Here is a 25,048-nt window from a genome sequence, read left to right as displayed (position 1 = left end):
CATCCGCTGCACGTCCGGCTACATCTCGACCCACCACATCATTTCAGCCGAGAAAGGAGGGCTGCGTCGTGGCGAGATACACCGATCCCCACCTCAAGCGTGGCCCCGTCAACGCCCTGCAGATGCGTTTGCAGGGCTGACCGGAAACTCGCGCTAAATCCTTCCTGGTCTGCCCTTCGTGGCCGTGCGGCGTCGACGCTTGAGCGTTCGCGCCCGCACATCAATCCCTCGCCGCGCTTCGACACGCACATCCGATGATGGCTGGACGCCTCGGGATGTTGCGATTGCCGGCAAGACCAGAGAATTGATCGTGACCCTCATCAATGTCCGCAATCTCGGCGTGACGCTGAACGCGCCGCTGTTTTCCGAACTGAATTTCGTCGTCAATGCCGGCGACCGCATCGGGCTGGTGGCCGCCAATGGCCGCGGCAAGTCCACGCTGCTGCGCTGTATCGCAGATGCGATGGAGCCTAACGAAGGCGATATAACCCGCGCGCGCGGACTGACCGTCGGCCATGTCGAGCAGGATGCGCCGCCCAGACTGCTGGATACGCCGTTCCATGCCGCCGTGCTCGAGGCGCTTCCCGGCGAGCAGCGCGCCAGCGAGGGCTGGCGGGTCGACGTCGCCTTGCAATCGCTCGAGGTGCCGGAGGAGCTGTGGACGAGACCGCTGAAGCAGCTGAGCGGCGGCTGGCTGCGGCTTGCGGTGCTCGCCCGCGTGCTGGTGACCGAGCCCGACGTGCTGCTGCTCGACGAGCCGACCAACCATCTCGACCTCGCCAAGATCGGCCGGCTTGAGGCCTGGCTGAACGCACTGCCGCGCGAGATGCCGGTGGTGATCGCAAGCCACGATCGCGCCTTCCTCGATGCGACGACCAACCGGACACTGTTCCTGCGCCCGGAGCGGTCGCAGCTGTTCTCGCTGCCCTATACCGCGGCGCGCGCGGCGCTCGACGAATTCGATGCCTCGGACGAGCGACGCTATCAGCGCGACATGAAGGCCGTGCGGCAGCTCCGGCAGCAGGCCGCGAAGCTCAACAATCTCGGCATCAATTCCGGCAGCGACCTTCTGCTGTCGAAGACCAGGCAATTGAAGCAGCGCGCCGAGAGACTGGAGGAGACGGCGAAGCCCGCGCATCTGGAACGCTCGGCCGGAACGATCCGGCTCGCTAACCGCGACACCCATGCCAGGGTCCTGATCAGGCTGGACAACGCCGGGATCGCCACACCCGACGGCCGGCTGTTGTTCAGGACCGGCCAGCAGTTCATCTGCAAGGGCGACCGGATTGCGCTGCTCGGGCCGAATGGCGCCGGCAAGACCCGCTTCGTCGCGGCGCTGCGGCTGGCGATCGAGAATGCCGCAGCGGCACCGGCCGAGATCCGGGCCACCGAGTCATTGGTGCTTGGCTATTGCGATCAGGCGCTGGCCGATCTCGCCGATAGCGACACGCCGATGCGCATGCTGACGCGGCGCTTCGAGGTCGGTGATCAGCGGGCGCGCGGCCTGCTCGCCGGCGCCGGGCTCTCGATCGAGATGCAGGGCCGTCCGATCGGGCGGCTGTCGGGCGGGCAGAAGGCCCGCCTCGGCATGCTGGTGCTGCGGCTCACCCAGCCGAACTTCTATCTGCTCGACGAGCCGACCAACCACCTCGACATCGAGGGCCAGGAGGCGCTGGAAGACGAGTTGATGGAACAGCAGGCCAGCTGCCTCCTGGTGTCGCACGACCGCCAGTTCGTGCGCACGGTGGCCAACCGATTCTGGGTGATCGACGGCAGGAAGCTGATCGAGGTCGATGGACCGGAACAGTTCTTTGCCGCGGCCGGCGCGGGCTAGCGCGTGATGGAGTCAGGTTGGATAGCCGTCGCGAAGACGGTGTGCCTCTCCCGCTCGCGGGCCGTCGCAGGAGGAGCGCTGCCAAAATATCGAAAACAACCCCATGCAAAGTAGCCGGCGGCGGCCGGCGTTCGAGCAGGCTACTTGACACGTCGGGCAACTCAGGGGCATTATTCCAATATTCCGAAATCGTGCAAACGTACGATCGCCCCGCAAGCGGGAAGGTGAGTGTGCCGTGATTCACCCGGACATCATGTAGTTCAGCGCCGCGCCTTGACGCATTTTTCGTGCGAACCCGTCTTTTGTTCGCATTGAAATGCGATAGGCGTTGCGCATGGCGGACTACGACGTCGCGATCATCGGCGGTGGCCTGAACGGGACGAGCATTGCTCGTGATGCCGCCGGCCGCGGCCTGCGCGTGATCCTGCTGGAGCAGGGCGATCTCGGTTCCGGCGCATCGCAGGCTTCGCCACGGCTGGTCCATGGCGATCTGGCCGGGCTGGAACGGCGGGAGTTCTTCCGCGTCCGCCGGGCGCTGAGGGAACGCGACGTGTTGCTGCGCATTGCGCCGCATCTGGTGCGGCCGGTGCGCTTCGTGATCCCGGCGCATGCCGAGGAGCGGCCGCCGTGGCAGTTGCGGTCGTTGCTGCTGCTCTACGAACGGCTGACTTCGCGCAGCGGTCTGCCGCGCTCGGCGACGCTCGATGTCACCCACCATCCGGTCGGCAATGCGCTGAAGCGGCCGTTCGGAACCGCGTTCGAATACTCCGACTGCGTCGTCGACGATTCCCGGCTCGTCGTGCTCACCGCCGTCGATGCCGCAGCGCGCGGCGCCGATATCCGCACCGGCGCGCGCGTGACCCGGGCCGAGCGCGGCGAGACCTGGCGGCTGGTCGCGATCGACCGCGGCTACCGGCGGGTGATCACGGCGCGGGCGCTGGTCAGCGCGACCGGCGCGTGGAGCGCCTCGGTCGCCGACATCGTGCTGCGCGTGCCCGCGCCGCAGCTTGCGACCGTGCAGATCAGCCAGATTGTCGTGCGCCGCCTGTTCGACTGCGACAACGTCTATGTGTTTCAGAACCCTGACGGCCGGTTGATCTTCGCCAGTCCCTACGAGCGCGACTTCACCCTGATCGGCAGCGTCAGTCATCCCTTCAAGGGTGATCCGGCGGTGGTCGCAATTGGTGTGCGCGAGGAGGCCTATCTCTGCGACGCAGCCAATCGCTACTTTCGCGAACAGATCGCTCCAGTCGATGTGCTGCGGACCGTCTCCGGTGCCAATTCCGTGCTCGTGCCCGCGCGCCGGCACATGAGCGATGGCGCAGCGCTGCTCGATGTCAGGCGCGGCAAGGCGCCACTGCTTACGATCTTCGGCGGCGACGTCACCACCGCGCGGCGCCGCGCCGAGCGGACGGTGTCGGAGTTCACGCGGTTTTATCCGATGACGCCGCGCTGGACCGCAACGGCGCCGCTGCCGGGCGGCGAGTTCGCGTGGCAGCGCTTCGAGACCGAGGTCGACATCGTCCGCGACCGCTGGCGCTTCCTCGGCGAGGCGCAGGCGCGGCGGCTGGTGGCCGCCTATGGGCTGAACGTCAGAGATGTTCTGGGCGACGCCAAAGAGAAGGCCGATCTCGGCCCGGCCTTCGGTCCCGAACTGACCGGCGCCGAGGTGCGCTACCTCATGCGCAAGGAATGGGCGCGCTTTGCCGACGATATCCTGTGGCGCCGCTCAAAGCTCGGGCTGACCATGCCGCAAGCCGATCGCGACGCGCTTGCGGCGTTCATGGCGAAGATGGATTGAGCTCGATTCAAACCTCCCCTTGAAAAGGGGAGGTCGCTTTGCTCGCCAGAGCAAAGCGGGTGGGGATTCTGCCTCCATGACAACCGGTGTCGTTCGTGGCCGACCCCCATCCCGACCTTCCCCCTTTCAGGGAAGGAGGAGAGCTCCAGCAGCGGCTATTGCCGGGCCGCCTCCTGTGACCAGGCGAGGTCGCGCCGGGACGGACGGCGATGCAGCCGCTCCGAGATCAGGCTCGTTGCCTGCCGGCCCTGGCCGGCGCGCAGGCATGCGACGATGAAGGTGTCCTCCCACAATTCACGTTGCGCATGGCTGCCGCCGATTCGCACCAGCTCTGGCATCAGCGGCGCAAGGATGCGCACCGCGTCGTCGTGATCGCCGGCGGCGAAGGCCGCGATCCCGCGGCCGAGCCCGATCGCCGCGGGGCCCGGCGCCAGTCTGCCGTCGGCAGCGCGCGCGGCCATCTCGACCAGCCGCGCCTCGAGCGCGTCGTTGTTGGTCGTGGCTGCGACCAGCGCGTGGTGCACGTCGGCGAAATGCGCGCCGGCCTTCGGGAAGTAGCCGTCGCCATAGGCGGCGACATCCTTCCAATGCTGCTCGAGACCGGTCTTGCCGGCGACCGTCAGCCGCCACAGCAGCGAGGCCGTGTCGGTGAAGATATTGAGCGGCGGATAGGGGCGGCCTACCGGCTTGATGTGCTGCTCGTAAATGTCGAGCGCGCTGTCGGCGTCGCCTTCCTCGATCGCGATCAAGGCCAGGTGCCAGGCGAGATGGCCCTGCAGGAAACTCGTCCGGTCATTCGCCGGCAGCCAGGCGGAAAGGAAGCTGCGGCCTTCCGCCGCGTCGCCCTGCTCGAACAACGCATGCGCGACCGCGTGCGCGGCGCCGGCGTTCTCCGGCTTCAGCGCATAGCCGCGCTCGGTGATGGCGCGACCCGAGACGATATCGCCGGCCTCGGTTTTCGACCAGCCGAGATAGGTGAGGAACCACCAATCGTCGCCATAGTCGCCGGCGTAACGCTCGCAGACGGCAAGCCGCGCGGCGTCATGATCGGGCCGGCCGGAGAACGCATAGAGGCCGAAGGCGCCGAGCAACAGCGACAGCACCTGCGCATCGCGCGGATATTCGCTGAGATGCTGCTCGGCCGCGGCCATCGCCTTCTTGCCTTGGCCCTCGATCACAGACGCCATGATCTCGATGTGCTGGCGCTCGCGCGGGCTTGCGGCCGCGGCCAGCTGCCGTGCATCGGCCGCCTTGGCGCGGGCCTTGGCGCCTTCCATGTTGAGCTGGTGGACGCGGGCACGGCCGATATGGGCCAATGCGAAATCGGGGTCCTCGGCGATCGCCGCCTCGAATGCCGCATCGGCGCCATGCAGCGCCGCCAGCATGCGATCGACGCCGTCGACATAGTAGGCGGCGGCGCGGTCCGAGGTCGTTGTCAGCGGCAGGCCGTAGCGGTCGTGAATCATCGGTTGCCCTCCCGGATTTGGCTGCGGAGTCTAGCAGAGGCGCGGACGCCGACAATATTGCGGGAGATGTCCGTGAGGCGGTTGAGCCGGTGGCGATCCACCGCTAGCTTGCCGCCAGAATCGGACCTTACGGGGAATCGGGGCTGACGGACGTGACATCGGGCGAAGCGAGTGCGGAGGCGGCAAGGCCGTTGCCTGAACCGGCCGTCTCGGACATGCCGCTGCTGCGGGTCGAGGGTGTCGCCAAGTCGTTCGGCAATTTCCGCGCGGTCGACAAGCTCTCGCTCGATATCCGCGCCGGCGAGTTCTTCGCGCTGCTCGGCCCGAGCGGCTGCGGCAAGACCACGCTGCTGCGCATGCTCGCCGGCTTCGAGACGCCGGACGAGGGCCGCATCCTGCTTGGCGGCAGCGACATCGCGCAGGTGCTGCCGCATGAGCGGCCCGTCAACATGATGTTCCAGAACTACGCGCTGTTCCCGCATCTGTCGGTGCGCGACAACATCGCCTTCGGTCTGAAGCGTGCCGGCATGGCGCGCGGCGACATCGCGGCCCGCGTCGCCGAGATGGTGGCGCTCGTCAAGCTCGAGGGGATGGAGAAGCGCAAGCCCGACCAGCTCTCCGGCGGACAGCGGCAGCGCGTCGCGCTGGCGCGCTCGCTGGCGCGGCGCCCGCAGGTGCTGCTGCTCGACGAGCCGCTCGCGGCGCTCGACAAGAAGCTGCGCGAGAGCACGCAAGGAGAGCTCATGGAGTTGCAGCGCCGGCTCGGCATGACCTTCATCATCGTCACCCACGACCAGGAGGAGGCGATGACGATGGCCGGCCGCATCGGGGTGATGGATGCCGGCCGTCTGGTCCAGGTCGCCACCCCGCGCAATCTCTACGAGGCGCCGGCCTCGCGCTGGATCGCCGAGTTCGTCGGCGACATCAATCTGTTCAACGGCGAGGTCACGTCCCGCGAGAACGGGCGCCTGACGGTCGCGACGGCTGATGCGGGCAGGCTGGCGGTCAGCGAGCTGTGGCCGCCGGTGACCAGGCAGGTCGTTGCCGTCGCGATCCGCCCCGAGAAGGTGAAGCTGTCGCGCCGCGCGCCGGCAACGGACGGCGGCGCGTCGCAGGCGATCAACCGGCTGGACGGCGTCGTCACCGACGTCAACTATCTCGGCGGCGTGACCAGCTACCGGGTGAAGCTGGAGACGGGCGCGGTGGTGCGCGCGTCGATGGCCAACACCGCGCGGCTCGATGTAGATGCCTATCTCGCCGGCCAGCGTGTGGTGGCATGGTTCACCGCCGACGATTGCCTGGTGCTCGAACAATGAGCGCGCGCCGCATCTTCGCCCGGCCGGCGCGGTTCGCCGCGATCGCGCCCTATCTGTGGATGGTGCTGTTCTTCCTGGTGCCGTTCGGCTTCGTGCTGAAGATCAGCCTGTCGCAGACCGCGATCGCGCAGCCGCCCTATACGCCGGTGTTCGAGTTCACTGAGGGCCGCGCGGCGCTGGCCGCGGCGTTCGCGCAATTGTCGTTCGACAATTTCCGCCTGCTGATCTCGGACAATCTCTACATCCTGTCCTATCTGCGCAGCCTCGTCGTCGCGGTGACCGCGACGCTGATCCTGCTCCTGATCGGTTATCCCATTGCCTACGGCATGGCGCGGTTGCCGCAGCGTTGGCAGGGCGTGGCGATGATGCTGGTCATCGTGCCGTTCTGGACCTCGTTCCTGATCCGCATCTATGCCTGGATCAACATCCTGCAGCATGACGGCCTGCTCAACCAGGTTCTGCTGGCGCTGCACATCGTGTCCGCGCCGGTGGTCTGGCTGTCGACGGACAGCGCGATGTATCTCGGCATCGTCTATTCCTATCTGCCGTTCATGATCCTGCCGCTCTATGCGACGCTCTCCAGGATGGACGCGTCGCTGCTGGAGGCCGCGGGCGATCTCGGCGCCTCGCCGTTGCAGGCGTTCTGGCTGGTGACATTCCCGCTGTCGCTGCCCGGCGTCGGCGCCGGCGCGCTGCTCTGCTTCATTCCTGTTGTCGGCGAGTTTGTGATCCCCGACCTGCTCGCCGGCTCCAACTCGCTGATGATCGGGCAGACGCTGTGGCTCGAGTTCTTCACCAACAAGGACTGGCCGGTCGCATCGGCCGCCGCGGTCGCCTTGTTGCTGCTGCTGGTGCCGCCGCTCGTACTCTACGATCGCCTGCAGCGGCGTCAGCTCAAGGCCAACAGCTGATGACGCGCCCCGTCACCAGGCTCACCAGGCTCACCCGCTTCAACATGACGTCGCTGGCGCTCGGGCTGGCGTTCCTCTATCTGCCGATCGTCATCCTCGTGATCTACTCGTTCAACGCCTCGCGGCTGGTGACGGTGTGGGGCGGCTGGTCGCTGCGCTGGTACCGCGAGTTCTTTGGCGACCGCGCCATGCTGGAAGCGGCGTGGATGAGCCTGTCGGTCGCCGCGGTGTCGGCGACGCTGGCGACACTGCTGGGCACGCTGGCGGCGATCGGGCTGGCGCGCGGCGAGCGGTTCCGGGGCCGGGCACTGTTCTCCGGCATGTTGTATTCGCCGCTGGTCATGCCCGAGGTGATCTCCGGCCTGTCGCTGCTGCTTTTGTTCGTGGCGCTCAATGCCGAGCGCGGGTTCTGGACGGTGACGATCGCCCACACCACGCTGACGATGTGCTTCGTCACGGTCGTGGTGCAGTCGCGCCTCGCTACGCTCGACCGCAGCCTGGAGGAGGCCGCGATGGACCTCGGCTGCGATCCGGTGCGGGCGTTCTTCCTGGTGACGCTGCCGCTGATCGTGCCGGCGATCGTGGCGGGGTGGATGCTTGCCTTCACGCTGTCGCTCGACGACGTCGTGATCGCGAGCTTCACCACCGGCCCGGGTTCGGCGACGCTGCCGATCCGGATCTATTCCGAGGTCCGGCTCGGAGTGAAACCCGAGATCAACGCGATCTGCACGCTGGGGATCGCGCTGATTGCCGTGATCATCGTGATCGCCTCGTTCGCGTCGAAACTGTCGAGCGCGCGCGGCGAGAGCGCCGCGCCGCTGTAATTTCCGTCATTCCGGGGCGATGTGAAACATCGAACCCGGAATCTCGAGATTCCCCGATGCGCAATTGCGCATCTGAGGTCTGGTGCTAACGCACCATCCCGGAATGACAGCGCGTCACGACTTGACAGCGCCTGCCGTCAGCCCGCCGACCATGTAGCGCTTGAAGGCGTAATAGACCGCGGCCGGCGGCAGCGCGTAGATGAAGCCGGTGGTCATCAGGAGCTCCCACGGCGAGTCGTCCGCGGCGAGGAAGTTGCCGAGCGCGACCGGCAGCGTGATGTCGGTGTCCTTCGACAGCAGCAGGAACGCGTAGAGATATTCGTTCCAGGCGAGCAGGATCGCATAGGTGCCGACCGCGACCAGCGACGGCATCATCAAGGGCACATAGACCAGGCGGAACAGCTGCAGTGTGGTGGCGCCGTCCATCGTCGCGGCCTCGTCGAGCTCGACCGGCAGCTTGTCGGAGGCCTGCTTCAGGACCCAGATCGCGTAGGGCGCGGCGATCGTCACCATCGCGAGGATCAGCGACCAGTGATTGTTGAGCAGGCCGTAATTGCCCATGGTGCGGTACATCGGCACGGCGAGGAACGCGGCCGGAATGAAGTAGGTGAACAGCGCCATGTTCATGACGGCGCGGCCGCCCGGCACGCGCAGCCGCGAGATCGAGAACGCGGCGGCGGTGGCGACGAACAACGTCAGCGCACCGACCGCGAGCGCGATCACGGTCGAATTCCAGAACTGGATCCAGAAGTCGCGCAGGAAGTAATGCTGCTGGTGGAACACGATCGAGAAATTGTGCAGCGTCGGATGCGTCGGCCACAGCTTGCCGGTGAACGCGTCCTCCTTCGGCGAGATCGCGAACACGAACATGTGGTAGATCGGGATCATGGTCCAGATGAAGACCGGGATGCCGATCAGCAGCAGCTTGGCTTCGGTACCGACTTCGCGGAGGGTGGGCAGCTTCATCGCGACAACCGTTTCATCATGAAATAGACCAGCGGCAGCACGAACGGCATGGCGCAGACGATCGAGGCCATCGCCAGCGAGAGCTGGTCGAGGCGCAGATAGCGGATGCCGAGGGTCGACAGCACGTGGGTGAGGTCGGCGGGGCCGCCGCCGGTGAGCAAGTAGACGCTGTTGAAGTCGCCGAGCGTCCAGATCATCGAGAGCAGCGTGCAGGTGATGTAGAGCGTCTGCATCGACGGCCAGGTGATGTAGCGGAATTTCTGCCACCAATTGGCGCCGTCGACGTCGGAGGCCTCGTACAGATCGTGCGAGATCGCGAGCCGCCCGGTCAGCAGGATCAGCGTCCAGAACGGCAGCGACTTCCAGATGTGCACGCCGATCGCCATCGCCAAAGCGACCGACGGATCGTTCAGCCAGTTCGGGCCGTCGTCGCCGGTGAACTTGAAGATCAGCTGGTTGACCACGCCCCATTCGGGATTGAGCATGAAGCGCACCGACAGGATGGTCGGGATCGAGGGCACCGCCCAGGGCAGGATGAAGATGACAGACAGCCACCTGATCCAGGGCCGCTGCTGGGCGAAGAAGCCGGACAGGAACAGCGCGATCAGCATCTTGATGTTGATGCCGATGACCAGGAAGATCAGCGTGTTGATCGCCGCGCGCGCGAAGATCGGGTCGTGATAGAGCGCGACATAGCTCGCCGGATGGCGCGCCAGCCACAGGCCGTAGCCGACCGGATAGACCACGAAGGCGAGGAAGACGAGCAGATAGGGCGCGAGCAGCACGATGCCCCAGACCTGCGGCGGCGACAGCCGCGCCGACAACGGCGGCGAGGGGACATCGGATGCGGAGAGTGTGATCGCCATTCGATTACTCTAAGATGTCGCTTACGTCGTCGATGTCGCCTACGTCGTCGTCCCGGCGAAGGCCGGGACCCATAACCACAGGGCCCGGCCGTTGCCAGAAAGCCGTCGACCAGCCTGCTCCCAAATTACTGCCTCGGCGTATGGTCCCGGCTTTCGCCGGGACGACGCGGAGCAAGTGTCGGCAGTGCCGGTCATCGTTGATGTTACCCCGCGACCTGCTTGATGCGGGCGATCAGTTCGTCGACGGCCTTGTCCACCGGCACCTTCTCGCTGACGACGCGGTTCATGGCTTTGGCCCAGACGTTCTCGTTGTTCAGGATGGTGAACTTCCAGTTCTTGGTGAAGTCGAACGGCGCGGTGCCGCCGGTGAACTGATTCCACACCGCCTTGCGGTGCCGGTCGGCCTGCCAGAACGGGCTCGCCTGGCTGGCCTTGGTCACCGGGAACCAGCGACCGAGCGCGCCCTCGACATAGGGCCGCACATTGTCTTCCTGCATCAGGAACGCGATGAACTGCTTGCCTTCCGCCTTGTTCTTGGCGTTGGCGAAGATCAGCCCGGTCTTGACGTCGGAGCGGTACTTGATGGTCGAGCCGTCCGGTGCCTTGGGGAAGGACGCGGTGATGATGTCCTGCTCATAGGCCTGCTTGCCGGCGGCGCGCTGCGCGTCGGTCAGCGCCGGGTTGGTGGAATCCTCGAACCACTTCGCCGCGATCGAGATCGTGAAATTGTGGGTCATCACGATCGTCTTGTTGTGGAAGGCGACGTTGTTGTCCGGATCCTTCCAGGTCGTCGAGGAGGGCGGCGTGCAGCCCTTGATGTAGGTGTCGGTGTAGTCCTTCAGCGCGTGGATCAACCCGTCGCGCACCTTGGGATCGTCGACCAGGAGCTTGCCGTCGTCGTCGACCAGCTTGACATGATAGGCGTCCATGAAGGTGTAGAACGACTGGAACGAGTCGGTGGATTCCACGCCCATCGGCTGGCCGACGCCGTAGATGCGCTGGCCGGTCGCCTTGCGGATCGCCGGCTGCACCTTGTCGCACCAGAACGACCAGTAATCCTCCCACTTGGTCGGGATGTCGGCGGCCTTGAAGCCGGCCTTCTCGAGCATGTCGCCCCAGATCTGGACGTGCATGCTCTGCTGCTTCAGCGGGAAGCCGTAATAGGCCTTCTTCTTGGCGACGTCGTTGTAGAGCAGCGCCGTCTCCAGCGTGTTCGGCGCGAACGCGTCCTTCATCGGCAGCAGGATGTCGGAGAGATCCTCGAGTTTGCCTTCATAGGCCCATTTGCCCTGGGCCTGCACATCGTAGGTGTCCGAATAGGCGACGTCGGGCACGGTGCCGGAATCGAGCGCGGCGACCGTCTTCGGAATCATGTCCTGGATCGCGTATTGCGACAGTTCGACCTTGATGCCGGTCTTGGCTTCGAATTTCTTGATCGTCTCGAGCAGCGCGTCGTCTTCGGATTTGTAAAATCCCTTGCCCCACCAGACGGTGATCGTCTTGCCCTGGGCCAGAGCGGGTGCAGTTGCGGCGAACAGGCCGACCGCGGCGACCGCAATTGATAGCGCACCGATAACCTTGGATCTCACGTTGTTCTCCCTCATGAGGCCGGCTTTTTAACCGGTTGGAGAAAACACTAGCGCATGCCCGTGACCCGATAAAGATGTCGCGCCGCCGACTTGTGTAGGGGTTTGCGGCGAGCGCGTGGATCGGTCCCGGTGCATCGATGCGCAAAGTGAATGGATTCAGTTCGACTTCGCATTCTCGGCCGACGCCGCCGGTGCGCCGCCGGGCGCGCCTGCCGCAGCATCGGGCGCCGCCGCGGGCCGTGCGGCTCCTCCGCCGGTGAAGCGCTCGATCACCGAGCGCACCGCGTCACGGGTCTTGCGATCCTTCACCGCATCGAGCAGCGGAGCGGAGGCCGGCGAGCGGCGGATCAGGCTTTCCGGATCGGGGAAGATCAGCGGATCGTCCCACGGGCCCTGGATCACGAAGGGCAGATCGAAACCGTTGCCGCCGGCCGATGCCGAGGTCAGGCTGGCGACGCCCTTGAGATCGTATTCGCGCGACGGCACCGAGGCCGTGCCGGTCAGCGTGATCTTCGCGGTGGGGCTTTCGACATGAATGTCGTCAGCGGTCGCGACGCCGTCGGCGAATTTCACCGAGATGCTGAGATTGTCGTAGGGCGTCGAGCCGGAGCGGAAATTGCCGCCGCCGGACAGCGGCCGCTTCTCCAGCCGCTTCAACAGCTGCTCGACATTGAAGCCCGCGATCGCGCCGTCATGTCCATTCAGCGTCGCGGTGCCGTCGAGCGACGACGCGAGCCCGAACGGGCTCGAGCCCGAGGCGGTCAGCGAGACGTTCAGGTTGCCGCGGCCGGACAGCTTGTTGATGCCGAACAATTCGCTGGCGCAGGCCTGCAGATCGACATCGGTGAACTGGAATTGCGCCCTGACGTCGGCGACCGCATCCGAGCGCGCGATCGCGAACGAGCCCTTGGCGATGCCGCCATACATCTGCGCCTCGCCGACGCTGAGCGCCAGCGCGCCGCCGCGCAGATTGGCGCCGAACGCGGTGCGGCCGAGCTTGGACGGGCCGACCGTGACCTTGGCCGCCGACAGGCGCATGTCGAGATCGGTCGACGACAGCGAGGAAAGGTCGAACAGCTGCCTGTTCCAGTCGCGCTGGCCGCTGGCCAGCAGGCGGAACGTCGAGATGTAAGGCGTGAAATCGAGGTTGCCGGCGGCAAGCGTCGCCTGCAGCGTCTGCCGGCCGTTATTGGCGTAGGTCATCACGCCCTCGGCGACGTTGCCGTCGAGCTCGACATTGACATTGGTGAGCGCGACCGAGCCGCCGACCACATTGGCGCGGGCCTTCAGCGCGAAGCGGCCGAAGCCGCCACCGCCGCCGGGCGGGGCCTGGCCCATCCAGCGCAACGCGTTGCGCAGCGACGGTGAGTCCATGGTGGCGACGCCTTCCATCATCAGGCTGGTGCGGTTGGCGACGGTTCCGTCGAAAGCAACTTTCAGCGGCGCGCTGGCGAGCCGTGCCTTCAGACCGGAGCGGTCGCCCGACAGCAACGCGACGAAGTCGCTGGCGCTGATCGAGCCGTCGACGCGTTCGCCGCGCCAGTCGAACTGGCCGGTTGCGGCAAAGGAACGCGAGATCGAGGGCCAGGCCAGCGACAGGTCGATATCGCCGAGCTGCTCGGAGATGTTGTTGGTGCCGTCCTGGTAGTTCAGCTCGCCGTCCTGGATCCGGATTTCGGAGAACGACACCTGGTTCTCGGCGCCGGGCGTCATCGCCTTGGCGATGGTCTCGACGAACGGCGTCCAGTTGCTCTCGCCGGCGCCGTCGCGGACCACATGGATATGCGGACGGAGCATCATGACGTCGGCAATCTCGAACCGCCGCAGCAACAGCGGCAGCAGGCGCAGATTGGCGGTCAGCACGTCGACCTGCAGGGCGGGACCGATGGTATCGGCGCCCTTCAGCCCGACATTATGAAAGGAGACGTAGCTGCCCGGAAAAACCGAGACGTCGATCGGGCCGTTGACGACGAGTTCGAGCCCGGTCACGGCGCGGATCTGCGCCTCCACCGCGCGCTGCAGCGCGTCCCGGTTGAGGAACCACGACGTTCCGACCAGCCCGACCAGCGCCAGGCCGAAAAGCGCCGCGATCGGCATCCCCAGGCGCTTAATTCCTTGGGCCATCGTCAATGACATATCCGGGTCGGGTTGAATTTTGTCGGGTCGTCGTCGAACACAGCGGGCTCTCGCCGGAGGCCCCTGCCAACCCACGCAACTTGAAGGGTTTTCTTGTCGCTTTCAAGGCCATGTTGCTGCCGCGGGCCGCCGCCCGTCGCCGCACCGGGCCGTGATTGACGCATTGCGAAGATTTCGCCTAATAATCCGCTTTGCCACAGCCGTTCCGCGCCCTCCATCAGGTATTCGCTGCATGAACAAAGTTTATCCCGACGCCAAATCGGCACTCGATGGTCTCCTCAAGGACGGCATGATGATCATGTCGGGCGGCTTCGGCCTCTGCGGCATCGCCGAGACCCTGTCCGACGCGATCCGCGAGTCCGGCGTCAAGGGCCTCACCGTCGTCTCCAACAATGCCGGCGTCGACGGCATCGGCCTCAGCCGGCTGCTGGAGACCCGCCAGATCAAGAAGATGATCTCGTCCTATGTCGGCGAGAACAAGCTGTTCGCCCAACAGTATCTCGCCGGCGAGCTCGAGCTCGAGTTCAACCCGCAGGGCACGCTGGCCGAGCGCATCCGCGCCGGCGGCGCCGGAATCCCGGCCTTCTACACCAAGACCGGCGTCGGCACGCTGATCGCCGAGGGCAAGGAAGTGAAGGAATTCGACGGCGAGAAGTACATCATGGAACGCGGCCTGTTCGCCGACGTCGCCATCGTCCATGCCTGGAAGGGCGACACCGCCGGCAATCTGGTCTACCGCAAGACCGCGCGCAACTTTAACCCGATGATGGCGACCGCCGCGAAGGTCACCGTCGCCGAGGTCGAGCACCTGGTGCCGGCCGGCGAGATCGATCCGGACCACATCCATACCCCCGGCATCTTCGTCAAGCGCATCGTCGAGGTCGGGACCGGCAAGAAGCGGATCGAGTTCCGCAACACCCGTCCGCGGCCCGCCGCCTAAAACATAATCCTTCAGGAGAGCCACATGGCCTGGACCCGTGAACAGATGGCCGCCCGCGCCGCCAAGGAGTTGCGCGACGGCTATTACGTCAATCTCGGCATCGGCATCCCGACGCTGGTCTCGAACTACATCCCCGACGGCATCGACGTCAGCCTGCAGAGCGAGAACGGCATGCTCGGCATGGGCCCGTTCCCCTATGAGGACGAGGTCGACGCCGACCTGATCAACGCCGGCAAGCAGACCGTGAGCGAGCTGCCCTCGACCAGCTATTTCTCGTCGGCCGATTCCTTCGGCATGGTGCGCGGCGGCCATATCGATCTGTCGATCCTTGGCGCCATGCAGGTGGCGCAGAACGGCGACCTCGCCAACTGGATGATCCCCGGCAAGATGGTGAAGGGCATGGGCGGCGCCATGGACCTCGTCGCCGGCGTCAAGCGCGTCGTGGTCGTGATGGAGCATTCCGCCAAGGACGGTCCGAAGCTGCTCAAGCAGTGCAACCTGCCGCTGACCGGCGAACGCGTGGTCGACATGGTCGTCACGGATTTGGCGGTGTTCACCATCGACAAGCACGGCAAGGACGGCATGGCGCTGATCGAGCTCGCCGACGGCGTCACGCTCGACGAGGTCAAGGCCAAGACCGAGGCCGAATTCCGCGTCGCGCTGAAGAACACCTGAGATGATCGGCGCGGGACGATCCTCGATCCGTCCCGCACGATCCGATGACGCCGGCTTCATCGCCCGCATTGTCCTGGCCGCGCAGCGCGGCCCGTTGCCGCGCGGCTGGTTCGACATCGCGCTCGACCGGGGCGAGGCGGAATGCCTGGCGTTCATGACACGGCTCGCCGTGGCGCGGGTGCGGTCATGGTATCACGTCGCCCATTTCCTGATTGCTGAAGTCGATGGCGTGCCGGCTGCCGCGCTGTGCGCGATTCCGGCATCCGGAACCGTCCTCGCCGCACGTGCGGCGATCGAGGAAGTCGCAGCAGAGACCGGCATGGACGCCGATGCCATCGTCGCGCGCGGCGGCTATGCCCGTAACTGCTGGGTACAAGGCGGCGAGGGCGACTGGCTGATCGAGCATGTCGCCCGACAAGCGTCCCATCGCAGCGGCGGCCTGGTGCAGGACTTGATCCGCCGCGCACTCGCCGACGGCAAGACGGCCGGTTACACGCAGGCATCGATCTCGTTCCTGATCGGCAACGACGCCGCCGAACGCTGCTATGCCAAGGCCGGCTTCACCTTCGCCGAAGAGAAGCGCGACGCCGCCTTCGAAGCGATGACCGGCGCGCCTGGCTTTCGCAGATTTGCGCGGGCGATGTGAATAGGGCGCACGGCGAACGGCCCGCATATACATCTGTCGTCCCGGCGAAGGCCGGGACCCATACGCCGCGGCGGATGTTGCAGGCGGGACTCGTCGTTGCAATCGCGCATGACAATTCGCGTCGGTGGTTATGGGTCCCGGCCTGCGCCGGGACGACGGTGAGTGTGCGGCACCGCTTGTGAGTCATACGCCCGCATTTTCGCGACATGGTTTGTCCGGGTTGACAGTTTTTTGCTGAGTTTCCCGTCGGGCAGCCACACGGCGCGGCGCATTCGGCGCCCGCCGCCCGCTTGTCCGGTCGTCCATGCAATGGCAGAATTGCGCCATGTTGTGCAAAATCGGACACGGGCCATGCCACTCATCCGGATCTGGGTCTATGACGGCATCCTCGCTTCGGGCGTGGCGGGGATTGTCGACGTGTTCACCGCCGCCAATTCGGTGACGTCGCGGCGACCGCGACGTCGCAGCGGCACGCCGTCGCAGCTGCGGTGGCGCGTCGAGTCCTTGAGTGGCCGGCCGGTCCACACGGCGTCAGGCCAGGTCATCGGCGTCGATGGGCCGATCGGTGCGCGGTCTTCGGCAGACGCGGTGGTGATCCCGGGACCGTTCGTCGGCGATATCGAACGTTTCTTCGCGCGGCTCGATACCGTCGAGCCGCTACTCGCGGCGCTGCGTCGGCAGCATGAGCGCGGTACCCTGCTCGCGTCCTATTGCACCGGCAGCTTCATCCTCGCCGAGGCCGGCCTGCTCGACGGCAGGGTTGCGACCACCCATTGGGCGAAGGGACGGACATTCGCGATGCGCTACCCGGCAGTGGATCTGCGCGTCGCCGAGATCCTCACCGAGCAGAACCGCATTGTCTGCTCGGGCGCGGTGACCACCTCGCTCAATCTCGCGCTTCGGCTGGTCGAGAAATTCGCCGGTGCCGACGTAGCCGCCGAGACCGGCAAGCTGATGCTGATCGACAGCAATCGCGTCTCGCAGGCACCCTATGCCAGCCGCGCGCGCGACACGCAGCACTCCGACGCGCTGGTGGCGCGGGCACAGAGCATGATGGAGAAGTCGCTGCAACAGGGCTTCAGTCTGGCCAGGCTGGCCCGCGACCTTTCGGTCAGCGAGCGGACGTTGAACCGCCGCTTCAAGCTGGCGGTCGGCGAGGCGCCCCTGCAATATCTGCAGGCGCTGCGGGTGGATGTGGCCAAGCGCCTGATCGAAACCACGCGGCTGAAGCTCGACGCGGTCAGCGGGCGCGTCGGCTACAACGATCTGTCGACCTTCCGTCGTCTGTTCAAGCGCGAAACCGGGCTTTCGCCCCGCGAATACCAGCGTCGGTTCGTGCGCAGGGCCCCCGCTAGCTGAGAAGGCCGTGTCCGAATTTGCCCTGAGAATGGCGATACTGCCACTGCTGCAAGGAGCACGCCGCGCATAGACCTCGTCCTGTCAACAACAGGAGGTCGCCTCAATGCCGATGATCGACGTGACAATTCCCGAAGGAGCCCTGAAGCCGGAAGCGGAGGCGCGGCTCATCAAGGAGCTCGGCGATATCCTGATCGGCCACGAGGGGTTCGATCCGGCGAACAAGGTTGCGCAAGGCGTCACCGTTGTCTTCCTGCATCGGCCGGCCGCCGTTTATGTGGCGGGACAGCCATCGCCATCGCCACGATTTCGCATCGTCCCGACGGTCCCCGAGGGGCAGTACACCGAAGCCTCGCGCGCGGCCTTGGTGAAGGACGTCACCGACGCGGTGGTGCGCGCTGCCGGCGGTTCGTTCGAGGATGTGGCGCCGCAGGTCTGGGTGTTTCCGACCGAGATCCCCGACGGCCAGTGGGGCAGCCGTGGCGTCATTCGTCCGCTGCCGGACATCCAGGCCTTCATCGCCGGCGAGCACGAGCGCAAGGTCGGCGAGGCGCGTCTGGCGCGACGGCGGCGCGTCAAGGCGCTGGAGTTGCTTGCGGGCGCGCTCGACGCTGCCCGCAAGGGCGTCGACTGACGCGGGCACAACCATGACATCCGACACGCATTTCAGGCTCGCGGCGGTCCAGGCCGCCGCGGTGCAATTCGATCGCGACGCCTCGCTGGAGAAGGCCTGCCGCCTGATCGGCGAGGCCGGCGCCATGGGCGCGACGATCGCCGCCTTCGGCGAGACCTGGCTGCCCGGCTATCCCTTCTTCTGTCACGCGCCGACCGGGCCGAACACGTTTCGCGCGATGGCCGAATATCTCGACAACGCGGTCGAGATTCCCTCGCCCACGACCGATCGGCTCTGCGCCGCCGCCGAGGCCGCGGGACTGGATGTCGTGATCGGCGTCGCCGAACGTGATGCCGTGACCAAGGGCACGGTCTACTGCACGCTGCTGTTCATCGGCCGCGAGGGACGGCTGCTCGGCCGCCATCGCAAGCTGAAGCCCACCTTCAACGAGCGCTCGGTGTGGGCCGATGGCGACGCGGCGGGCCTGCGCGTGCATGAGCGGCCCTATGGCCGGATCAGCGGCCTCAATTGCTGGGAGCACAACACGATGCTGCCCGGCTATGCGCTGGCCGCGCAGGGAACGCAGATTCACGTCGCGGCGTGGCCGGGGCGGGAGCCCGCGGTGGCGCCACCGTCGCCGACGCCGCTCTGGCCGCGGCAGTTGTTGCTGTCGCGAGCGTTCGCCTCGCAAGCCGGCTGCTACGTCATCGCGGTCGGCGGCATGCGCTCGCACGAAATCACGCCGGAACGTTACCGCGAACTATCGACGATCGAGTACAGCGGTGACAGCGTCATCATCGATCCGCGCGGCGAGGTCATCGCAGGTCCGGCGCAGGGCGAGACCATCCTGATCGCGGACGGCTCGCGGGAGGCCGTGCTCGCCGCCAAGGCGCTGTGCGATATCGGCGGCCATTATTCGCGCCCCGACCTGCTGCGGCTGATCGTCGACCGCAATCCGCAGGAGCAGGTCATCGACTGCGGCTTCGCCGGGCGTGTCACGCCGGAGATGTGGGAGTGACGCGACGGCGCGGGTAACCCGCGCCGTCAAAGCCTGTAGCGAGAAAGGTCGCTCCGTGTCACGAAGCTTCCTGCGGAATTGCCGATGGTGATTCCTCGCCCTTGAGCTCCTCGAGGCTGCGGTGCCGCGGCTCGATGCCGAGCGCCCATACGGTGATGATCTGCACGATGAGCAGTCCGATCATCAGGGCCATCACGCCGGCGACGCCGCGCGCTTCGAACAGCATCACGACCAGGAATGGTGTCACGATGGTGGCACCTCGACCGAGTGTGTTGACTATGCCGGATGCCCGCAGCCGCACCTCGGTCGGGAACAGTTCGGGAATGTAGATGCCGAACAACAGTGCGACCAAGACATAGATCGGCACGGTCAGCGCGAAGCCGACGGCCGGCAGCAGGAATGGATCCGAGATCATCGGATAGATGACGCCGAGGATGATCGATATCAGCGATGCGCCGATGATCGTGGGCTTGCGGCCCCAGCGGTCGGCGGTCAGGGCGCCGATCGCCGAGCCGATCGGCGCGCCAAGCGCCATCAGCAGCGAGTAGCCGAACGAGGTCGCGACGGACAGGCCCTGCTTGATGAAGAATACCGGCAGCCAGGTCACGAAGCCATAGAGCAGCGTATTGATGGTGATCAGGCATACCGCACCGACGATCATGCGGGAGAGCAGCGGCGCGGTGAACAGCGTGGCGAGATCGGGCGACACCGGTGCCGGTGTTGCAGCCGCGGGCGGCGGCAAGGGTTGGCCCTGGGAAGCTTCCTTCTCGATCGCCTGCATCAGCGCCTCGGCCTCGGCGGTGCGTCCCACCGCCTCCAGCCAGCGCGGCGACTCCGGCAGCGACTTGCGCAGGTACCAGACGATCAAGGCGCCGACGCCGCCCAGCACGAACATCGCGCGCCAGCCGAATTGCGGGACGACGACCGATGCGACCAGCAGCGCGATGGGCAGGCCGGTCACGACACAGACGGCGGTGAAGCCGAGCCACTTCCCGCGGCTCCGGGCCGGCACGAACTCGGTCATGGTGGAATAGCCGACAACATTTTCGGCGCCGAGACCGACGCCCATCACGAAACGGCAGGCAATCAGAAAGGCCATGTTTGGCGCAAGCGCCGCCGCCAGGGACGCGATGCCGAACAGCAGCAAATTGAACTGGTAGGTGAAACGCCGTCCGTAACGGTCGCCGAGGAAGCCGGTGCCGAAAGATCCGAGCATCATGCCGACGAAGGTTGCGGAGATGAACGCGGCGTTTTGGGCGAGCGTCGAGAACCCGGTTTTCAGCGTCACGCCGAGCACTGTGCCGGCGATATAGATGTCGAAACCGTCGAAGAACATTCCGATCCCGATCAGGATCATGATCCGGCGGTGGAATGGTCCGATCGGTAGCCGATCGAGGCGGCTCCCGGCATTGACCGATGTCGACATATGCGCTCTCCCCTTGACTGTTTCCTCGGTGATGCGGCCCGCCATCTGTGGGCGGTTTGCCGCTTTGCTCGACTGCGGCTAGTTCAACCGGCGCTGGCTGGCCGTGTCGCGGTACCAATCGAACGGCTGTTCGTGGGTCGCGACCATCACGCTCTTGGTGTTGAAATGGTCGTCGAAGCTCTCGGTGCCGCATTCCCGGCCGATGCCGGAATCGTCAACGCCGCCCCAGGGCGAGGCCGGATCGAGCCGGTGGTGATCGTTGATCCAGACGATCCCGGCCTTGACCGCGGCGGCCACGCGATGCGCGCGCGCGACGTCGCGGGTGCGAATGGCGGCGGCGAGGCCAAAGGGCGAATCGTTGGCCAGCCGGAGCGCGTCGGCCTCGTCCTTGAAGGGGGTCACCGAGGTGAAGGGACCGAATACCTCCTCCTGGAAGATCCGCATGTCGGATTTGACGTCGGCGAACACGGTCGGTTCGACGAAATAGCCGTTGTCGTGGCCCGCGACCTTTGCGGCCACGCCGCCGGTGAGCAGCCGCGCGCCGTCTTCATGACCGTAGCGCGCATAGCTGAGAACGCGGTCGCGCTGGCGTGCCGAGATCACCGGCCCAAGCTGCGTGTTCGGATCGAACGGATCGCCAATGCGGATGGTGCGGGTCTTGGCCTGCAGCTTTTCGACGAACTCGTCGTAGATCGAGGCCTGCACGATATGGCGCGACGCGCAAACGCAGGTTTGGCCGGCGCCGATGAAGGCCCCGAACGCGGCATAGTTAACGGCGCGGTCGACGTCGAAATCGTCGAATATCATCACCGGCGTCTTGCCGCCGAGCTCCATGGTCTGGTGCGCGAACACCTTCGCCGCGGCGCTGCCCGCGATGCGGCCGGCTTCGGTCCCGCCGGTCAGCACAAGCTTGTCGATGTCGCCATGCTCAGCGAGCATCTTGCCGGCGCTCTGGCCGAGGCCAAGCACGATGTTGAAGACGCCGGGAGGCAGTCCGGCCTCGCTGAAGATCTGGGCGAGCTTCAGTGTCGTCAGCGGCGTGTATTCCGATGGCTTGACCACGGTGACGCATCCGGTCGCCAGCACGACGGCAAGCGACTTGCACAGGATCATGAGCGGGTGATTGAAGGGCGTGCAGTTGGCGACGATTCCGATCGGCGTGCGCAGGGTGTAGTTCAGATACGCGCCTTCGACCGGGATGACGGAATCGCGGCGCGACAGCGCCAGTCCGGCGAAGTAGCGGAAGAAATCCGGCAGGCGCGACAGCTGCGCGCGGGTTTCGTTGACCGGACGGCCGTTGTTCAACGTCTCCAGCCGGTACAGCGTGTCGAGATTGGCCTCGAACGCGTCGGCGAGCCTGTTGACGAGCCGGGCGCGCGCCCTCGTGTCCATCCCGCCCCACGCCTTGCCTTCGAATGCAGCGCGAGCGCTCTTCATCGCACGGTCGATATCCGCGGCGGTCGAATTCGGAATCCGGGCGATGACGTCGCCGGTCGCGGGATTGCGGACGTCGAGCATCTCGCCGTCTCCGGCCTCGACCTCGCGTCCGTCGATGAAGTTGCCGTGGATCTCGACGTCGATCGTCGCGGGCTTCGACGGAATGTTCATGGTGACCTCTCTTCGACGATGACGGCGTTGCGCTTGAGTGCCGGTAGCACGCGCTTTTCGGTCGCCGCGATGTGAGCCTTGATGATGCGGGCCGCGGTGCGTGCCTCGCGCCGCTGCATGGCGTCGATCAATGCGACATGCTCGGCCACGAGCTTCGCCGGGTCGTGGCCCTTCAGATTGGAGACGCTGACGCGCACCAGCCGATCGGCCTGGCCGATCAGGTCGCAGAGCGTGGTCGCCATGCGGCGGTTGCCCGACGCGTGCGCCAGCGCCGAGTGGAAGCCGCGATTGTAGGTGATGAAGTCCTCATGGCTGCCGGAGAAGCGACGGAATTCATCGAGTGATTTCAGGATGCTGTCGGGCGCGCTCTCGATTGCTTCGGCGACGCAGGCCGGCTCGAGCGCAAGGCGGAAGCGCAGCAGATCGCGCGCGTCGGACAGCGAGATCGGATTGACCCGGTAACCCTGGCGGGGCTGCACCGTCACGAGGTGCTCGCGCTCGAGCCGCAGCAGGGCGTCCCGGACCGGCTGGCGGCTGACGGCGTAACGCTCCGCCAGATCCTGCTCTCGTATTTCATCACCGGGAGCAAGCTGACACGATAAAATATCAGATCGCAGGTTTTCGTAGATATTCTCGCGGAGAAGGATCATTTTATTGGAGCCTCCTGCCCGTAAAATGCAGTTTGTGAAATATCACGTCAAGCTGAAATCCTTGAAATCCGGATGATTTGATTTATCAATCGTCCGCAGGGGCGCTTTGGAGCCCAAATGAGCGAATTTCGGGCGCGATTTGAAAGAGAGCGACGATGGACAGGCTTTTGGCCAACCGCACAGTCAACGCAGCCCAGTCGGGCGAGGGGCCGCCGCTGGTCCTGTTTCACTCGCTGCTGTCGGATCGCGCGAGCTTCGATGCGATCGTGCCGGAGCTTGCCCGGTCGTTTCGGACCATCGTGCCGGAACTGCCGGGATTCGGTCTATCGAGCGCGGTTGAGGGTGGCCTTGCCGCGATTGCCGACCGGATGGCGGACGCGGTGCATGATGCGGCTGATGGCACGCCGGCCATCCTGCTCGGCAACGGTTATGGCGGGTTCGTCGCGCTGCAGATGGCGATCCGCCACCCGGCGATCGCGAGCCGGCTGATCCTCGCCGACTGCGGTGCGGCGTTCTCCGAGCCGGGCCGCGAGGCGTTTCGCAACATGGCCAGGGTTTCACGCGAGAAGGGGCTCGCCGCGATCACCGACATTGCAATGCGCCGGCTGTTTGCACCGGATTTCCAGGCACAGCATCCCGCGCTGATGCAGGATCGCCGCGACGCATTCCTGCGCACCGATCTCAACGTGTTCTGCGCGGCCTGTGACGCGCTGGCGAGCCTCGATCTTCGTGCCAAACTACGCAGCGTGACTGTACCGACGCTCGTCGTGGTCGGCGAATATGACGAGGCGACGCCGCCGCCGATGTCATACGAATTGGCAGGCGGCCTGCCGAGAGCCAGGCTCAGGGTCATTCCGGGATGTGCGCATGTCCCGCAACTGCAATCGCCAAAACTGTTCCTCGATACGATCGGCGATTTCCTGGCGGTCAAGCATAACGCGCCCGCCTGAGGCGCGCGCAAAGGGCTGGATCGCGCCGCGGGTCACGCGGTGGCGTGCCGACAATTTGGGCAGAACGCCCAGCTAATGCCGTTTGACGCGACAGCATCTCTGCCTAGTCTGACCGGAGACGGAGATGAAACATGCGAGCGATCCTTGATCACTGCACCGGCGGTCGCAGGCGCAGCCTGCCGGCGGGCACGGATTTCATCGAGGAGGGCGGCAAGACCGGTCATCTGTTCGTGCTGCTCGAGGGCAAGGTGGAAGTCGTCAAGGGCGACAGTCTGGTCGCCGTGATCGACGAGGCCGGCGCGGTGTTCGGCGAGATGAGTGTGTTGCTCGACCGGGCGCACAGCGCCAAGGTGCGCACGGCCACTGATTGCGTCCTGTACGAGTTCGACGATGCGGCGTCGTTCCTGCGCGAGCAGCCGGAGGTGGCGCTGCTGATCGCGCAGCTCCTGGCGCAACGGCTTCATGTCGCCACGACCTATCTTGCCGACCTGATGCACCAATATGCCGATCACGGCACCCATCTGGCGATGGTCGGCGAGGTGCTGCAGAGCATGATCAACCTGCCGCCGATGCAGGTCGCGCCAGGCTCGGATCGGCAATCCGATCCAAGGATATGAGCCAGTCCGGCGCATCGCGCACAGGCGCCGCCGGCCGCGACAGCGGCGCCTTGAGATCGATCATCTGCGCATCGCCGGCGGCCAGCCAGAACGCCTTGTCCTGCGCGAGATCGAGCACGATGTAGACCGGAGGCCGGCCGGGCTGCAGGCCGGTGTTGAACACCCAGCTCGCCCCGATCCGGTCGAACCACGAGCCGCTCTGGATGAACGGCGATTGATGCACATGGCCCGAGATCACCAGCGCCGGATGGTGGCGCTCGATCCAGCCGAGCAGCTCGGCGTCGCCGAAAAAGCGCTTGCCGCCCCAGCTGGTCGGCGAATCCGCCGGCGGGGCGTGATGGACCCAGACCCAGCGGCGGTGCGGCATCGCGGCCGCCGCGCGAAGCTGATCGTCGATCCGCGCCTTGACCAGCGGGCCGTCCCACCACGGGCACACCGTGAACAGCGTGTCGCCGATGGCCAGATTGTCGCCGTCGCAGGCGACGCCGAACTCCCTGATGCCCGCGACCCAGCGCGCGATCTTCTCGCCCTCCGGGTTGCGCTCGTCGAGGTCGTGATTGCCCGAGCAGAAGATCACCCGCGTGAGATCGGCGAGCCGCGACAGGTATTTCGTGACGACGACGATCTGAGCGCGGAAATCGACCGCCGAGCCGAGGTTGAGCGCATCGCCGGCGAAGATCACGAGATCGAATTGCGGTGCCGCCGCCAGCAGCCAGTCGAACTGCGGCAACGAGTAATGCAGATCGGCGACGACAAGACAGCGCATCGGTGAAATCCGAATGCCCGGAAAACGGGCGGGGCCGCACGGCAATGAATTCAAACAAGCCGAATCGCAGCAAG

22 protein-coding genes are annotated in these 25,048 nt (G+C 65.8%); 13 read left to right on the top strand and 9 right to left on the bottom strand.

The annotated features are described in order from the left end of the window. The first annotated feature begins 310 nt into the window (after positions 1–310). Both ACVMIH_RS22400 and ACVMIH_RS22395 read left to right on the top strand, forming a co-directional pair. Positions 311–1,834 (top strand): ABC-F family ATP-binding cassette domain-containing protein, encoded by a 1,524-nt coding sequence (locus ACVMIH_RS22400; protein WP_057019052.1) that lies wholly within the window; start codon positions 311–313, stop codon positions 1,832–1,834. A gap of 334 nt (positions 1,835–2,168) precedes the next feature. Beyond that, entirely contained in the window at positions 2,169–3,635 is a 1,467-nt protein-coding gene (locus ACVMIH_RS22395; protein ID WP_057019019.1) for a glycerol-3-phosphate dehydrogenase, read from the top strand. 155 nt (positions 3,636–3,790) lie between these two features. On the opposite strand, the gene ACVMIH_RS22390 is transcribed toward ACVMIH_RS22395, so the two are convergent. Continuing rightward, positions 3,791–5,020 (bottom strand): tetratricopeptide repeat protein, encoded by a 1,230-nt coding sequence (locus ACVMIH_RS22390; RefSeq protein ID WP_082653939.1) that lies wholly within the window; start codon positions 5,018–5,020, stop codon positions 3,791–3,793. 296 nt (positions 5,021–5,316) lie between these two features. Between ACVMIH_RS22390 and ACVMIH_RS22385 the strand changes: the two genes are divergently transcribed. From ACVMIH_RS22385 to ACVMIH_RS22375, 3 genes are read left to right on the top strand one after another with little or no spacing between them, the layout of a single operon-like run. Beyond that, complete coding sequence (locus ACVMIH_RS22385; protein WP_244558894.1) at positions 5,317–6,417, top strand: ABC transporter ATP-binding protein; 1,101 nt, start codon at positions 5,317–5,319, stop codon at positions 6,415–6,417. Further along, the gene (locus ACVMIH_RS22380) at positions 6,414–7,328 is read left to right on the top strand and encodes an ABC transporter permease (protein ID WP_057019022.1); all 915 of its coding nucleotides are present in this window, start codon (positions 6,414–6,416) and stop codon (positions 7,326–7,328) included. The genes ACVMIH_RS22385 and ACVMIH_RS22380 overlap by 4 nt, the downstream gene beginning before the upstream one ends. After that, positions 7,328–8,152 carry an ABC transporter permease gene (locus tag ACVMIH_RS22375; RefSeq protein ID WP_456855280.1) on the top strand — a complete coding sequence of 275 codons (825 nt, stop codon included), beginning with the start codon at positions 7,328–7,330 and terminating at the stop codon, positions 8,150–8,152. The genes ACVMIH_RS22380 and ACVMIH_RS22375 overlap by 1 nt, the downstream gene beginning before the upstream one ends. Before the next feature lie 114 nt (positions 8,153–8,266). On the opposite strand, the gene ACVMIH_RS22370 is transcribed toward ACVMIH_RS22375, so the two are convergent. The 4 genes from ACVMIH_RS22370 to ACVMIH_RS22355 form a co-directional block, all read right to left on the bottom strand. Beyond that, positions 8,267–9,118, bottom strand: a complete 852-nt coding sequence (locus tag ACVMIH_RS22370) for a carbohydrate ABC transporter permease (RefSeq protein ID WP_076829618.1) — start codon at positions 9,116–9,118, stop codon at positions 8,267–8,269. Further along, complete coding sequence (locus tag ACVMIH_RS22365) at positions 9,115–9,984, bottom strand: carbohydrate ABC transporter permease (RefSeq protein WP_076829621.1); 870 nt, start codon at positions 9,982–9,984, stop codon at positions 9,115–9,117. The genes ACVMIH_RS22370 and ACVMIH_RS22365 overlap by 4 nt, the downstream gene beginning before the upstream one ends. Before the next feature lie 203 nt (positions 9,985–10,187). Further along, positions 10,188–11,573, bottom strand: a complete 1,386-nt coding sequence (locus ACVMIH_RS22360) for an ABC transporter substrate-binding protein (protein WP_057019053.1) — start codon at positions 11,571–11,573, stop codon at positions 10,188–10,190. Positions 11,574–11,729: 156 nt separating this feature from the next. After that, positions 11,730–13,697 (bottom strand): AsmA family protein, encoded by a 1,968-nt coding sequence (locus ACVMIH_RS22355; RefSeq protein WP_076829623.1) that lies wholly within the window; start codon positions 13,695–13,697, stop codon positions 11,730–11,732. A gap of 244 nt (positions 13,698–13,941) precedes the next feature. Here ACVMIH_RS22355 and ACVMIH_RS22350 point away from each other — a divergent pair, with 244 nt between their 5' ends. The 6 genes from ACVMIH_RS22350 to ACVMIH_RS22325 all read left to right on the top strand — a co-directional run bounded on the left by ACVMIH_RS22350 (position 13,942) and on the right by ACVMIH_RS22325 (position 18,957). Beyond that, complete coding sequence (locus tag ACVMIH_RS22350) at positions 13,942–14,649, top strand: CoA transferase subunit A (protein ID WP_016842309.1); 708 nt, start codon at positions 13,942–13,944, stop codon at positions 14,647–14,649. Between the two features lie 24 nt (positions 14,650–14,673). Next, on the top strand, positions 14,674–15,324 hold the full coding sequence (locus tag ACVMIH_RS22345) for a 3-oxoacid CoA-transferase subunit B (RefSeq protein WP_018268725.1): 651 nt from the start codon (positions 14,674–14,676) through the stop codon (positions 15,322–15,324). Between the two features lies 1 nt (position 15,325). Further along, the gene (locus ACVMIH_RS22340; RefSeq protein WP_076829626.1) at positions 15,326–15,970 is read left to right on the top strand and encodes an N-acetyltransferase; all 645 of its coding nucleotides are present in this window, start codon (positions 15,326–15,328) and stop codon (positions 15,968–15,970) included. Between the two features lie 351 nt (positions 15,971–16,321). Beyond that, the gene (locus ACVMIH_RS22335; RefSeq protein WP_076829629.1) at positions 16,322–17,329 is read left to right on the top strand and encodes a GlxA family transcriptional regulator; all 1,008 of its coding nucleotides are present in this window, start codon (positions 16,322–16,324) and stop codon (positions 17,327–17,329) included. Between the two features lie 103 nt (positions 17,330–17,432). Continuing rightward, entirely contained in the window at positions 17,433–17,960 is a 528-nt protein-coding gene (locus ACVMIH_RS22330; RefSeq protein ID WP_456792967.1) for a tautomerase family protein, read from the top strand. Positions 17,961–17,973: 13 nt separating this feature from the next. Next, positions 17,974–18,957, top strand: a complete 984-nt coding sequence (locus ACVMIH_RS22325; RefSeq protein WP_456863371.1) for a carbon-nitrogen hydrolase family protein — start codon at positions 17,974–17,976, stop codon at positions 18,955–18,957. A gap of 58 nt (positions 18,958–19,015) precedes the next feature. Here ACVMIH_RS22325 and ACVMIH_RS22320 read toward each other — a convergent pair whose 3' ends face one another. From ACVMIH_RS22320 to ACVMIH_RS22310, 3 genes are all read right to left on the bottom strand, one after another. Further along, positions 19,016–20,383 carry an MFS transporter gene (locus tag ACVMIH_RS22320; protein WP_456782622.1) on the bottom strand — a complete coding sequence of 456 codons (1,368 nt, stop codon included), beginning with the start codon at positions 20,381–20,383 and terminating at the stop codon, positions 19,016–19,018. Positions 20,384–20,461: 78 nt separating this feature from the next. After that, positions 20,462–21,991 carry an aldehyde dehydrogenase gene (locus tag ACVMIH_RS22315; protein WP_253588862.1) on the bottom strand — a complete coding sequence of 510 codons (1,530 nt, stop codon included), beginning with the start codon at positions 21,989–21,991 and terminating at the stop codon, positions 20,462–20,464. After that, positions 21,988–22,641 carry a GntR family transcriptional regulator gene (locus ACVMIH_RS22310; protein ID WP_253588863.1) on the bottom strand — a complete coding sequence of 218 codons (654 nt, stop codon included), beginning with the start codon at positions 22,639–22,641 and terminating at the stop codon, positions 21,988–21,990. Before ACVMIH_RS22310 ends, ACVMIH_RS22315 begins: the two co-directional genes overlap by 4 nt. 155 nt (positions 22,642–22,796) lie before the next feature. Here ACVMIH_RS22310 and ACVMIH_RS22305 point away from each other — a divergent pair, with 155 nt between their 5' ends. Together ACVMIH_RS22305 and ACVMIH_RS22300 are read left to right on the top strand one after the other, a co-directional pair. Beyond that, on the top strand, positions 22,797–23,591 hold the full coding sequence (locus ACVMIH_RS22305; protein WP_456863368.1) for an alpha/beta fold hydrolase: 795 nt from the start codon (positions 22,797–22,799) through the stop codon (positions 23,589–23,591). A 131-nt stretch (positions 23,592–23,722) separates the two neighbouring features. Beyond that, complete coding sequence (locus tag ACVMIH_RS22300) at positions 23,723–24,208, top strand: Crp/Fnr family transcriptional regulator (protein WP_229192476.1); 486 nt, start codon at positions 23,723–23,725, stop codon at positions 24,206–24,208. Here ACVMIH_RS22300 and ACVMIH_RS22295 read toward each other — a convergent pair. After that, positions 24,147–24,974, bottom strand: coding sequence for a metallophosphoesterase family protein (locus tag ACVMIH_RS22295; RefSeq protein ID WP_456863366.1), 828 nt, complete (start codon positions 24,972–24,974; stop codon positions 24,147–24,149). The genes ACVMIH_RS22300 and ACVMIH_RS22295 overlap by 62 nt on opposite strands. Between the last annotated feature and the right edge of the window lie 74 nt (positions 24,975–25,048).

The organism is Bradyrhizobium sp. USDA 4503 (assembly GCF_054055815.1).
The sequence above is the reverse complement of the archived record's forward strand: the minus strand, read 5'-3'. Positions and strand labels throughout refer to the sequence as shown.